At 45.7% G+C, this 12727-nt stretch carries 11 protein-coding genes and 1 riboswitch; of the genes, 9 read left to right on the top strand and 2 right to left on the bottom strand.

Annotated elements, in window-relative coordinates; all coding sequences use genetic code 11:
• The first annotated feature begins 107 nt into the window (after nt 1-107).
• From AB6D80_RS10260 to thiH, 8 genes are all read left to right on the top strand, one after another.
• A complete protein-coding gene (locus tag AB6D80_RS10260) occupies nt 108-1490 on the top strand; it encodes a multicopper oxidase family protein (protein ID WP_371695932.1) in 1383 nt (460 codons plus the stop codon).
• Nucleotides 1491-1590: 100 nt separating this feature from the next.
• Nucleotides 1591-1974: a fluoride efflux transporter CrcB gene (crcB, locus tag AB6D80_RS10265; RefSeq protein ID WP_004736665.1), complete on the top strand. Its 384-nt coding sequence runs from the start codon at nt 1591-1593 to the stop codon at nt 1972-1974.
• 62 nt (nt 1975-2036) lie between these two features.
• Nucleotides 2037-2135, top strand: a riboswitch (TPP riboswitch).
• Nucleotides 2136-2264: 129 nt separating this feature from the next.
• Complete coding sequence (gene thiC, locus AB6D80_RS10270) at nt 2265-4214, top strand: phosphomethylpyrimidine synthase ThiC (RefSeq protein WP_017103336.1); 1950 nt, start codon at nt 2265-2267, stop codon at nt 4212-4214.
• On the top strand, nt 4214-5506 hold the full coding sequence (locus AB6D80_RS10275; RefSeq protein ID WP_371695931.1) for a thiamine phosphate synthase: 1293 nt from the start codon (nt 4214-4216) through the stop codon (nt 5504-5506). Before thiC ends, AB6D80_RS10275 begins: the two co-directional genes overlap by 1 nt.
• Nucleotides 5496-6278, top strand: coding sequence for a ThiF family adenylyltransferase (locus AB6D80_RS10280; protein ID WP_371695930.1), 783 nt, complete (start codon nt 5496-5498; stop codon nt 6276-6278). The genes AB6D80_RS10275 and AB6D80_RS10280 overlap by 11 nt, the downstream gene beginning before the upstream one ends.
• Nucleotides 6275-6484, top strand: coding sequence for a sulfur carrier protein ThiS (gene thiS, locus AB6D80_RS10285; protein WP_010440653.1), 210 nt, complete (start codon nt 6275-6277; stop codon nt 6482-6484). Before AB6D80_RS10280 ends, thiS begins: the two co-directional genes overlap by 4 nt.
• A 2-nt stretch (nt 6485-6486) precedes the next feature.
• On the top strand, nt 6487-7251 hold the full coding sequence (locus AB6D80_RS10290) for a thiazole synthase (protein WP_102249483.1): 765 nt from the start codon (nt 6487-6489) through the stop codon (nt 7249-7251).
• Nucleotides 7252-7258: 7 nt separating this feature from the next.
• Nucleotides 7259-8386, top strand: coding sequence for a 2-iminoacetate synthase ThiH (gene thiH, locus AB6D80_RS10295; protein ID WP_371695929.1), 1128 nt, complete (start codon nt 7259-7261; stop codon nt 8384-8386).
• 151 nt (nt 8387-8537) lie between these two features.
• Here the strand turns inward: thiH and AB6D80_RS10300 are convergent, their stop codons facing one another.
• Both AB6D80_RS10300 and AB6D80_RS10305 read right to left on the bottom strand, forming a co-directional pair.
• The gene (locus tag AB6D80_RS10300) at nt 8538-10328 is read right to left on the bottom strand and encodes an aminopeptidase P family protein (protein WP_371695928.1); all 1791 of its coding nucleotides are present in this window, start codon (nt 10326-10328) and stop codon (nt 8538-8540) included.
• A gap of 122 nt (nt 10329-10450) precedes the next feature.
• On the bottom strand, nt 10451-11392 hold the full coding sequence (locus AB6D80_RS10305; RefSeq protein ID WP_012605070.1) for a LysR family transcriptional regulator: 942 nt from the start codon (nt 11390-11392) through the stop codon (nt 10451-10453).
• Nucleotides 11393-11493: 101 nt separating this feature from the next.
• Here AB6D80_RS10305 and AB6D80_RS10310 point away from each other — a divergent pair, with 101 nt between their 5' ends.
• Nucleotides 11494-12693 carry a multidrug effflux MFS transporter gene (locus tag AB6D80_RS10310; protein WP_371695927.1) on the top strand — a complete coding sequence of 400 codons (1200 nt, stop codon included), beginning with the start codon at nt 11494-11496 and terminating at the stop codon, nt 12691-12693.
• Nucleotides 12694-12727 lie beyond the last annotated feature (34 nt).

The raw sequence follows: 12727 nt of genomic DNA on the forward strand, positions 1-12727 counted from the left end.
TCCCTGCCTCTTTTATAAACAATCAACAGCACAATCCCCACTTCTTTATGAGAATTATTCTCAATATTTTGTTACATTTTGGTCGTTATTACTAAAAGGCAACAAATATGGATATCTCCCGTCGTAAGTTTATTCAATCATCTCTCGCTATATCAGCACTCACTGTTCTACCCGCTTGCTCAATTAACCGGTCAGTTGATGAGCAAGGTAAGTATGTTTATGACTTAACTGCTGAACCTTCAACAGCTGAGTTAGTCGCGGGATTTGATACCAATGTCTTAGCCTTTGATGGGCAGATCCCAGCTCCGACGATTCGATGTCGACAGGGTGAAAAGGTCACAATTCGTTTTACGAATAAGCTATCAGAGCCGACGACTATCCATTGGCATGGCTTAAGAATCCCTATCGAAATGGACGGTGTTCCCTTCTTAAGTCAGCCACCGATTATGCCAGGTGAAACATTCATTTATGAGTTTACGCCGCCAGATGCTGGCACATTTTGGTATCACCCACATATGAATAGCGTTAAACAACTTGGTATGGGTTTAGTTGGCCTAATTATCGTAGAAGAAAGCACTCCCGTGCTGTTTGACGAAGAACACGCATTGATGCTTAAACATTGGCATATCGACAAGCAGGGTCAATGGAAAGACTTAATGATTCCTCGACTCAGTGCTCGTATGGGCACTCCTGGTGAGTGGAGTAGTGTTAATGGAGTTCATGAACCCGTATATCAGTTGAAGCAGTATGCCGCGACTAGACTGCGTATTGCTAATGTCGATAATACGATCACTTATCCTATTGCTATCGAAGGGGCTGAGGCTTGGGTGATTGCCATCGATGGTAACCCTGTGAAAACGCCTTACAAACTGACTCAACATAAAATTGGTCCAGGGATGCGTGTTGATATCGGACTGATCGCTCCTAAAGCTGGTGAGCGAGTTAACGTTCTCCAAATGAAGGGGCGTTTCCCTCTTTCTTTGTGTGAACTTGAAGTCGTAGATTCAGCATTTTCTCAAGAGCGAGTGTTACCATTATTACCATTGAATCCAGTACCTAACCTAGATCTTGCTAATGCTGAAGAGATCGATTTCGTGTTCGAGTGGGAGGGTGCGGTTTCACCTGTATCTGAAGATGGTAAATCGATGCCTAAATTTTGGCTTACTAATAAACGAGCGTGGGAGGGGATGAGCAAAGACAATATCCCTGAGCCGTTGGCGACTTTAGAGCTAGGTAAGACTTACATATTCGATCTTAAGAACGTCACTCAATATCATCACCCGATTCATATTCATGGTCATACATTCACTGTATTGGAACTTGATGGTAAAAAAATTGAAGAACCTTTCCATACCGATACTGTGTTACTTGGAAAGAATGGTCGAGCTAAAGCTGCATTTGTTGCCGACAACCCAGGACGTTGGATGTATCACTGTCATGTTATAGAACACATGAAAACGGGTTTAATGGGATATATCGAAGTTAAGTGACACCTGTAACGTTTAATATTTGCGCATGCATTCTTAGTTTCTACCCTCGCTTTTATCGGCGTTAAAGCTAGAATATAGGGATTATTGTTTGGGAGGATTCATGGGTCAGTTATCTATTTTAGGTTTTATTGCCATTGGTGGCGCATTTGGTGCTTGTTCGCGCTATTTGATTTCAGAGTTATGTGTGGTGATGCTAGGGCGTGGTTTTCCTTATGGTACGCTAACTGTTAACGTGATTGGCTCTTTAATTATGGGCTTACTCATCGCAGCGTTTGAGAATGAGATGGTTGCGACAGAACCATGGAGACAAATTATCGGTCTTGGTTTCCTTGGAGCACTGACTACATTTTCTACATTTTCGATGGATAACGTGCTTCTTATGCAGCAGGGTGCTTTCTTTAAGATGGGACTCAATGTGTTACTCAACGTGGTTCTCAGCATCTCAGCAGCATGGATCGGCTTCCAACTTTTGATAAAGTCTTAAAACTTTCTTACGATTTGTTAACAACTCGGCTTGGTTTATCCAAGCCGTTTTTATATACTCGATCGAACTTGTCGGAGTGCCATATGGCTGAGACCGTTAACTCGGGATCCGTTGAACCTGATCAGGCTAATACCTGCGAAGGGAACAAGAGTAGATATCTAACTAGAATCCCTCTAGAGATCTATCTCCAGATCACAACTGTATTTCTTACCGTGATCCCTCTTGTAGCATCTAATCCGTCAAGCATTTTTATCCCTATAAATAATGGCTAAAAGCCAAGGAAAAATGCTATGTCGAGTCGTAAACAAGCAAGACTGGAAGCGAAGAATTTCATCGATTCTTTATCCGTACAACCTTATCCAAATTCAAAAAAAGCTTATATCCAAGGATCTCGAGAAGATATTCAAGTCCCTGTACGAGAAATATCACTCGCTGATAGCCTTGTCGGTGGTAGCAAAAAAGAGCCTGTATTCGAACCTAATGTACCCATTCAAGTTTACGATACCTCAGGTGTTTATACTGACCCGACACATCAAATAGACCTGTATAGTGGCCTTCCTAAGTTGCGTGAGCAATGGATTGATGAGCGTGGTGATACGGAACTGTTAGACGATGTAAGCTCTGTTTACACTAAAGAACGTTTAGAAGATGAAACTCTAGACGACCTTCGTTACGGCAACCTACCTAGAATTCGTCGCGCGACTGGCGATCAATGTGTTACTCAGCTGCACTATGCTCGTCAGGGGATTATCACTCCTGAGATGGAGTACATTGCTATACGTGAGAACATGGGACGTCAGAAGTTTGCTGATGAGCAGCTTAACCACCAACATCCTGGCCATAACTTTGGCGCAAACCTGCCGAAAGAAATTACTCCTGAGTTCGTGCGTAAAGAGGTTGCTGAAGGTCGAGCTATTATCCCTTCAAACATCAACCACCCAGAATCAGAACCGATGATTATTGGTCGTAACTTCTTAGTGAAGGTGAACGCTAATATCGGTAACTCTTCAGTAAGCTCTTCGATTGAAGAAGAAGTTGAGAAGTTAGTATGGTCAACTCGCTGGGGTGGCGATACCGTAATGGACCTTTCTACCGGCCGTAATATTCACGAGACTCGCGAATGGATCTTACGTAACAGCCCTGTACCAATCGGTACGGTTCCTATGTATCAAGCTCTTGAAAAAGTGAATGGCGTTGCGGAAGACCTTAACTGGGAAGTGATGCGCGATACTTTGATTGAACAAGCAGAGCAGGGTGTTGATTACTTCACTATCCACGCAGGTTTGTTGCTTCGCTACGTTCCGATGACGGCCAAACGAGTGACCGGCATTGTTTCTCGTGGTGGTTCTATTATCGCGAAATGGTGTCTTGCACATCACCAAGAGAGCTTCCTATATACACACTTCCGCGAGATCTGTGAGATCTGTGCGAAGTATGATGTGGCCCTGTCATTAGGTGATGGCTTGCGTCCAGGCTCTATTGCAGATGCCAATGATGAGGCTCAATTCTCGGAGTTACGTACTCTAGGTGAGTTGACTAAAGTCGCTTGGGAATACGACGTTCAGGTGATCATTGAAGGCCCAGGTCATGTGCCAATGCACCTAATCAAAGAGAATATGGATGAGCAGTTAGAACACTGCCATGAAGCGCCTTTCTATACGTTAGGTCCACTGACGACAGATATTGCTCCTGGTTACGACCATATTACCTCTGGTATTGGCGCGGCCATGATTGGTTGGTACGGCTGTGCGATGCTCTGTTATGTAACCCCTAAAGAGCATCTCGGCTTACCAAACAAAGAAGATGTGAAGACCGGCCTGATTACTTACAAGCTAGCTGCACACGCTGCTGACCTTGCGAAAGGGCACCCAGGCGCACAAATCCGAGATAATGCATTATCTAAAGCACGTTTTGAATTCCGTTGGGAAGACCAATTTAATCTAGCTTTAGACCCTGAAACAGCACGTTCTTTCCATGATGAAACTCTGCCACAAGAATCCGGTAAGGTTGCTCACTTCTGCTCAATGTGTGGACCTAAATTCTGCTCGATGAAGATCTCTCAGGAAGTCCGAGAGTATGCGAAAGACACCGAACAAGTGGCCGCGGATCAGGCTATCGAGATTAAGATGCTAGATAATCCGCTGGAAGGGATGCGTCAGAAATCACAAGAGTTCCGTGATACTGGCTCTGAACTTTACCACCCTGCAGTAGGTGCAAAAGAAGCTCAATTAGAGGAATAATGACAGTGAAGATACTCATCCCATCTCAAAATATTGAGTTAACGGGAGAGGTGCAGAACTGTCTATTGGTTGCTAAGCGACAAGGCTTGGCAACCGATGCAGTTGAGTTGGGTGTAAGCCCAACTCAATACTTCTCTATCGTTGACACTCAGCAGGCGTTATCTATTGGCTTTGCTCATGATGTTGATTCATTGGCGGAGTGTCAGCTAGCGAAACTGAACCACGTTGTTGATTACAGTAGTTCAGTCGCGCTAACTGACGTTTGTGATGCCTTTATACAAACTCCGAATACCATCTATGTCGGTGTCTCAGATGATTCAACTGTACTGGATATCTGGTCACACCGGGATGCTAATCGTGCTATCAAGAGTGAAACTACAGCTCATCAGGAGTTAGATAATCGCGGCCACTTTGCTTGGTTACTTACTTTGTTGGCTCTGGAATTCCCATTAGAGGACTCATTAGTTTTAGCTCGCGCATCGTCTAATGTTTCACGTGGAACATGGCCAGCACATTACCAAAACTTTCCAATTCCAGTTTTGGAAAATGAGCGACTGGATATTAGTGTTGGTTGGGCGCACCAAGGAACATCACTTTCGTTCCCTGAATTGAGCAAGAGTAGCCTAGGGCTATATCCTGTGGTTGATGATGTTGAGTGGATCGAAAGGTTGCTCAAGCTCGGAATCAACACTGTTCAACTACGTATTAAAAACCCTCAGCAAGTAGACTTAGAACAACAAGTTGCGCGATCAATCGAGCTTGGTCGAGAGCATAACGCTCAGGTTTTTATCAATGATTATTGGCAGCTTGCACTCAAGTATGACGCGTTTGGTGTTCATTTGGGGCAAGAGGATATTGAAGAATCAAACCTCTCACAGTTGAGCCAAGCAGGTATTAAGATCGGTCTCTCGACTCATGGCTATTACGAGTTGCTACGCATTGTTCAAATCAACCCTAGCTATATTGCGCTGGGACACATCTTCCCAACAACAACTAAACAGATGCCATCGAAACCTCAGGGTTTAATTCGTTTATCTCTGTATCAACAGCTGATTGATACTATCCCATACACAGAACAACTCATCGGTTATCCGACGGTTGCTATTGGCGGTATTGATCAATCGACAGCTGAGCAGGTGTGGGAGTGTGGGGTATCGAGCTTGGCGGTGGTACGTGCGATTACATTGGCGGAAGACCCACATAAAGTGATCGAATTTTTCGAAAAACTGATGGCACCTAAATCTCCAACTCTTAAGGAAGAGGTTATGCAGGAGCCTAGCTATGCTGAGTGACTTTGAATTCATTCGTTATCAACGACAAATTGCGTTACCTGAAGTGGGTGAGCAAGGGCAACGCAACCTACTAAATAGTCATGTGTTGATCATCGGTTGTGGTGGCTTAGGTAATGCTGCGGCTCTTTACCTGGCTGCTTCTGGTGTTGGAAAGATCGTGCTGGTCGATGATGATTGTGTCGATTCATCGAACCTGCAACGACAGGTCGCGTTCAGGGAAAATCAGTTAGGTTCGCCTAAGGTTGAAGCGTTGAAGCAACAATTGAGTGAGCTCAATGGTCGCAGCCAAGTAAGAACCATCAATCAAAGAATGAGTGAAAGTCAGCTTGAGCTTGAAGTGATGCTAGCTGACTTAGTGTTGGATTGTACTGACAACTTCGAGTCACGCCAGCAGGTTAACCAAGCATGTTTCAGCGCGAAGACCCCTTTGATTTCTGGTTCTGCAATTGGCTGGAAAGGCCAGTTTATTGTATTTGATTATCAGAATCAGAAAGGGTGCTATCACTGCTTGTTCCCGTTCAGACATCATCCACAAACGACTCGTTGTAGCGATAGCGGCATCATAGGCCCAGTTGTTGGCACCATAGGTAACCTTCAAGCTTTGGCTGCTATTCAACGTCTAACTCGTGGTGAGTTTCAGGTCGCAACACACCAACTCAAACTGTTCGATGGCCAGACGATGAATTGGCAAAACCTTATGGTCACTCAAGATAATGAATGTCCTGTGTGCAGTGCGTCTGTAGTTAAGCATTTAGAAGAAGAAATCCAATGAGCCATATAACGATCTCGATAAACGAACAATCAGAACAAGTAGCACACTCGTCGTCTCTAGCGGACATTATCCAAGTTCTAGCATTACCTGATCTAGGTTGTGTGTTTGCAATCAATAATGCGGTTGTCCCGCGTAGCCAGTGGCAACAAACAGTCGTTAATGAAGGCGACGCTATATCTCTTTTCCAAGCCATTGCAGGAGGCTAACCATGTTAACTATCGCTGATAAGACGTTTCAATCTCGACTCTTCACTGGAACGGGTAAGTTCGCCAATAAGCAATTGATGGCGAGTGCTATCGAGGCTTCAGGTTCGCAATTGGCAACTATGGCGCTTAAGAGAGTTGATATTCGCTCTGAGCAAGACGACATTTTACAACCAATCATTGATGCTGGCGTGAACTTGCTACCGAATACCTCTGGGGCGAAGAGTGCAAAAGATGCCGTCTTTGCTGCGCATTTGGCTCGTGAAGCGCTAGGCACAAACTGGCTTAAACTGGAAATTCACCCAGATCCAAAGTACTTGATGCCAGACCCAATTGAGACGCTTAAAGCCGCTGAGCAACTGGTTAAAGATGGTTTTGTTGTGTTGCCTTACTGCCATGCCGATCCAGTTTTGTGTAAGCGCTTGGAAGAGGTGGGTTGCGCTGCGGTTATGCCGTTAGGTGCGCCTATTGGTTCAAACAAAGGTATCGCTTCGGCAGACTTCTTAGAGATCATTATCGACCAAGCGAATGTCCCTGTGATTGTGGATGCAGGCATAGGCGCGCCATCGCATGCTGCTCGTGCAATGGAAATGGGCGCAGACGCTGTGTTAGTGAATACGGCTATAGCTGCATCTCAACAGCCTGTTGAGATGGCGATTGCTTTTAAGCTGGCGGTTGAGGCGGGTCGAATGGCTTACCTTGCTGGACTTGCAGGAAAAGTATCTCACGCGGTTGCTTCGAGCCCGTTAACTTCATTCCTAGACGAGTAGTATTGCTATGACGTTTGTTGATCAATTTAAACAGCTCAACTGGGATGACATTGGTATGTCTATCTTCAGTAAAACGGCAGCGGATGTTGAACGTGCTCTGAGTAAACCCAAACGCGACTTAGAAGACTTTAAGGCTTTGATCTCTCCGGCGGCAGAACCTTACTTAGAGCAGATGGCACAGCAATCGTTGGCGCAAACTCGTAAGCGATTTGGCAATACGATGTCGCTTTATATTCCTTTGTACCTATCTAACCTGTGCGCTAACGCATGTACGTATTGTGGTTTTTCAATGGAGAACCGCATTAAGCGTCGAACACTTACTTTGGATGAAATTGATGCCGAAAGTGCGGCCATCAAAAAGATGAAATTCGATAGTGTATTGTTGGTCACCGGTGAGCATGAAACTAAGGTCGGGATGAATTACTTTCGACAGGTGTTGCCGAATATCAAAAAGCAATTCAACTACCTTGCGATGGAAGTGCAGCCGCTTGACCAACAAGATTACGCAGAACTTAAAACGCTCGGTTTAGATGCGGTGATGGTTTATCAAGAGACCTATCAACCAAGGACCTACGCTGAGCATCATCTACGTGGTAATAAAATGGATTTTGAATATCGTCTTGAAACCCCTGATCGCTTGGCAAAGGCGGGGATCGATAAGATAGGTATTGGTGCCTTGATTGGTTTGGAAGATTGGCGAACCGACTGCTTCTTTGTTGCTGTTCACTTAGATTACCTAGAGCGTACTTATTGGCAGACTCGCTACTCAATTTCGTTCCCACGCCTTCGCCCGTGCGAGGGTGGAGATTCTAGTGGAGGCTTGCAGCCTAAGTCGATCATGAACGATAAACAGTTGGTTCAGCTTATCTGCGCATATCGTCTCTTGAATCCTGAGGTCGAGCTATCCCTTTCTACTCGCGAATCGGCAACCTTTCGCGATAATGTGTTGCCATTGGGGATCACGAGTATGTCTGCGGCTTCTAAAACCCAACCTGGTGGTTATGCTTCGGGTGAAGAAGAGCTTGAGCAGTTTGAGATCAGTGATGAGAGAAGTGCTGCTGATGTCGAGTCGATGATTCGTCAGCGTGGTTTCGACCCAGTATGGCGAGACTGGCACAGTGCCTATTCTGGTTAATCAACATATTGGTTGATGTTCCACGTGAAACATCGATGTAATGATACAGGCAAATAAAAACGGCTACCCAAGGGTAGCCGTTTTGCTATTTGCTATTTAACTTATTAACCTCGCAAGCTCGTGTTGGTTCAGTTAATAGCTTAGCGAAGCATTAAGCGTGAGCCAATGGAGTTGTCGATTGGCGTAACCATTCCAATGTATCACCTTCAACTAATGGGCTAACGTCGTTCCATACCTTCTGATGGTAGTCGTTCAGCCACGCCAGTTCAGGTCGTGTTAGCAAATCAACATTGATGTTGCGCTTATCGATAGGGCAACGAGTTAGCGACTCAAACGTTAGTACTGAAAAATCACCTTGAGTTGGAAGCTCAACTACCAATTCTAGGTTCTCGATACGGATACCAAACTCATCAGCACGGTAGTAACCCGGCTCGTTTGATAACACCATGCCTTCAACAAGAGGTACGTCGATAAGCTTCTTAGAGATGCTTTGTGGGCCTTCATGAACACTTAGGAAGTGACCAACACCGTGACCAGTACCATGATCGTAATCGAAGCCTTCTGCCCATAAGTGCTGACGCGCTAGGATATCAAGTTGGAAACCACGAGTACCTTGTGGGAAACGCGCACGTGCAATGCCAATGTGGCCTTTAAGCGCTAATGTGAACTGCTGGATCATTTCGTCGCTTGGCTGACCAATCGCGATAGTACGAGTGATGTCCGTTGTGCCATCTAAATACTGACCGCCTGAATCGACTAGGTATAGAGTATTCATCTCTAACTGACCTGGTTCAGGTTGATTCTCATGGTTGTAGTGACACATTGCAGCGTTGCCACCTGCTGCTGAAATTGTGTCAAAACTTAAGTCCATCAGCGTTAGGTCTTGCTCGCGGAATGATTGTACTTTGTCTGCTAGTACAGCTTCGTTGTGCAGGTTACCTTGCGCGACTTCTGCATCAATCCAAGACAGGAATTTCGCCATCGCCACGCCATCTCGAATGTGACACGCTTTCATACCTGCAATCTCAGTTGCGTTTTTAGCAGCTTTTGGCATTAGGCATGGGTCTGCTGCTTCAATGATGTGAGCGCCAGCGTTTTGTAGAACAAGCGTGTACCAAGCATTGCTCGTGCCTGAATCGACAGATACATTGTTACCTTCTAGAGACTGAAGGCGTGCTTCAAGCTCTGATGGGTGAGAAACTCGAATACCATTACCAACGTGTGCTTCAAAGCCTGCTGGGATGCGTGCTGGGTCTAGGAAGAAATCGACGCTTTCATCGGCGTGGATGATGGCATTAGATAACACGACAGGTAGGCGAGATACGTCCAAGCCACGAATGTTAAGCAACCAACAGATTGAGTCTAGCTCGGTAAGGATAGCGGCGTCCGCACCTTTTGCTTTTAGTAAACCAGCAATCTCCGCACGTTTGCTTTCACTTGATTGGCCAACTGCGTCTGTTGCCATTAGGCGAACATCAGACACTACAGGTTCAGGGCGATCAGACCAAAGTTCATCAATTGGATTAGAAGAGAGTGTCGTTAACTCAACTTTCTCTTCTAGTTTTACTTGTGCACCTTTCAACCAAGCGGCGGTGTGCATGCGTGGGTCGAATGCAACCTTGCTGCCTTGTGGCAATGAATTGATGATCCAATCTAAAGCCGGTTCTTCAATAAGGTGGCGATACTCAAATAACTCTGCTGGTACTTGCTTACGAACCTGAACGGTGTAGCGACCATCAACAAAAATAGCAGCAGTTTCACGAGTGATAACAGCGGCACCTGCAGAGCCAGTGAAACCTGTTAACCAGTGAAGTCGCTCGTTATGAGCGGGAACGTATTCACCTAGATATTCGTCTTCATGTGGAATGATAACGGCATCTAGGTTGCTTGTTTCAAGCCAAGCTCGAACCGCAGCAACGCGTTCAGCAGTGATATTGTGCATCTGTTTTTATCCTTATTGTTAGGGCCCTTGTTAACACTCACAGTCGATATACATGCGAGGGGACTTATTAGGTCAATAAGCTAGCGCTTTTGTTCGTTTGCTGCAAACGCTGTACGCCATTTTTATCTAAGGTGCAGAGTTTTTTCTTTGATGATATCTCGCAACCAAGTTAAGGCTGGGTCATTTTCTCTGTCACGGTGCCAAAACAGAGTGTATGCCATCGGTGGGAATTCCATTGGTAAAGGGACAACCACTAAGTCGAGTTGCTTGGCGACGAGGTAAGTAAAGTGGCTTGGTGCGGTAAACACAAAGTCGGTGTAAGTACACAGACTTGCGGCGCTATTGAAGTCTGGAACAGAAATAGCGATATCACGTTGATGGCCAAGATCAGCCAGTTTGTAGTCGAGCAGCCAGCGGTCGTTACCATCACACCTTACTTGTACATGACGCTGCGCAAGGTAGGTTTCCAGATCCCATTTACCACTCAGAGCAGGGTGGTTGCGTCTTAGTACACACATCTGTGCATCGCGGTAGATCTCTTGTTCGCAAATGTCGTCTGGCGGCAGCATAGTTAAACGCGCATCGTTGATGTCGATGTCTTTGCCAGTGAGTCCGATATCTAGTTCGCCAAGTTGCAGCTTCTTAAAGGTTTGTTCTGTCCACGCGTGGGTGTTGATATTGACCTTAGGTGCTTGTCGAAATATCGCCGGTAAGAAATGAGGAAGAATCAGTGGGTACACACTTTCAACGGCAGCAATGTGAAAGCTATGGTCACTGTTGTTGGGAATGAATGTCTCAGGCTGGGTAAGTACATCAAGTTGGTTGATCAACGTTTCTAACCGAGGCTTGAGGAACACAGCTTTCGGTGTTGGTCGTAGGCCATGAGCACTTCGCGTAAAAAGGGGGTCATTAAATTGTTCACGAAGCTTGGCTAGCGACTTACTTACCGCTGATTGGCTCAAGCATAATCGGTGTGCGGTGCGAGTGACACTCAGCTCTTCCATCAGCACCTGTAAGCAAACCAATAGATTGAGGTCGAGGCGTGATAGTTTCTCGATATTCATGTGAGTTTCCTATTTGGAATAATGCTAATGAGTATATGCCATTTTTGTTCATATCTTTAGTTGGTTATTATGCACCTAAATTAACTCATTCGGAGAATCTTGTGCCTTCTAACGCGCTTCCAACCCCTAGTAAACTGCAGGTTGCTTTATTGGCAATGCTGGTTCTATTTAGCCCTCTGGCTATAGATATTTATCTTCCAGCTCTGCCACAAATTTCAACAGCGTTTCACGTGGAACACGCACTAGCACAAGATACGATTACTTGGTTTTTATTCGCCATGGGTGTCGGGCAATTATTTGCAGGCCCTTTGGCTGATAAGCTAGGACGTCGAACCGTTGCATTGGGAGGTGTTAGTATCTATGCATTGAGTGCTTGCTTGGCGTGGGCAGCTCAATCGATTGATATGATGCTAATAGCTCGGCTGCTACAAGGCTTAGGAGCTTGTGCGACTTCTGTAGCAGCCTTTGCGACGGTTCGCGATCTATTTGGCCCTGAGAAGAGTGGCCGTATGATCAGTTACCTTAATGGTGCCATTTGCTTTATTCCTGCATTAGCACCGATTCTTGGTGCGTGGTTGACTCAACAGTTTGGCTGGCGCTCGAACTTCAGCTTCATGGCTGTGTTCGCTGTCGTGGTTGGCACCATTTTGTTTTTCCAAATGAAAGAGTCTAATCCAGCGACAGAAAAGGTCGCGGTGTTCAAACTTGAGCGTTACTGGTCGGTATTGAAAACACCATCATTCATCTTCCATGCGACATTGTGCTTGATGGCAATGGCAGTAATCCTGGCTTACGTTACCTCTGCACCTGTTGTGCTGATGGAAAACCTAGGCCTGACCATGAATGAGTTTACGTTCTGGTTTGGTATCAACGCGGTTATCAACATCACAGCTGCATTCACTGCGCCGAAGTTTATGGACCGTTTTGGTACTTACAAAGCATTGGTTGTCGGTATTTCAACGCTTGGCTTAGCGGGTGTGGTTATGTTGCTTCTTGCTGAGCATGCTAGCGCGATCGCATTCATGCTACCGATTTTCCTATCTTCAGTTGGCTTCGCTTGGATTCTTGGTGCCGCAGCCGGTAAGGCACTTGAACCTTTCGGTGACCGTGCGGGTACCGCAGCTGCATTGCTTGGTTTGTTCCAAATGAGTGGCTCAGGTTTACTGGTTGGTACCATGCAGCGCCTTGATTTAACATCACAAGTGATGATTGCGCTACAAATGTTCCTGATTGTTCCAGCATTGTTAGTGCTTGCGAGCAAAGCAGGTAAGTCGTGGCACACGACGTTTGCTAAGGCATAAGTCTCAAGGGTGACAAAATATACAAATGGCGGTT

The sequence above is a fragment of the Vibrio sp. 10N.247.310.17 genome (assembly GCF_041466605.1).
Lineage (GTDB): Bacteria > Pseudomonadota > Gammaproteobacteria > Enterobacterales > Vibrionaceae > Vibrio > Vibrio tasmaniensis_A.

Coding starts and splice junctions, on each gene's coding strand:
- AB6D80_RS10290 (WP_102249483.1), top strand. CDS start 6,487: ATGTTAACTATCGCTGATAAGACGTTTCAATCTCGACTCTTCACTGGA.
- thiH (WP_371695929.1), top strand. CDS start 7,259: ATGACGTTTGTTGATCAATTTAAACAGCTCAACTGGGATGACATTGGT.
- AB6D80_RS10260 (WP_371695932.1), top strand. CDS start 108: ATGGATATCTCCCGTCGTAAGTTTATTCAATCATCTCTCGCTATATCA.
- AB6D80_RS10305 (WP_012605070.1), bottom strand. CDS start 11,392: ATGAATATCGAGAAACTATCACGCCTCGACCTCAATCTATTGGTTTGC.
- crcB (WP_004736665.1), top strand. CDS start 1,591: ATGGGTCAGTTATCTATTTTAGGTTTTATTGCCATTGGTGGCGCATTT.
- AB6D80_RS10300 (WP_371695928.1), bottom strand. CDS start 10,328: ATGCACAATATCACTGCTGAACGCGTTGCTGCGGTTCGAGCTTGGCTT.
- thiC (WP_017103336.1), top strand. CDS start 2,265: ATGTCGAGTCGTAAACAAGCAAGACTGGAAGCGAAGAATTTCATCGAT.
- AB6D80_RS10275 (WP_371695931.1), top strand. CDS start 4,214: ATGACAGTGAAGATACTCATCCCATCTCAAAATATTGAGTTAACGGGA.
- AB6D80_RS10280 (WP_371695930.1), top strand. CDS start 5,496: ATGCTGAGTGACTTTGAATTCATTCGTTATCAACGACAAATTGCGTTA.
- thiS (WP_010440653.1), top strand. CDS start 6,275: ATGAGCCATATAACGATCTCGATAAACGAACAATCAGAACAAGTAGCA.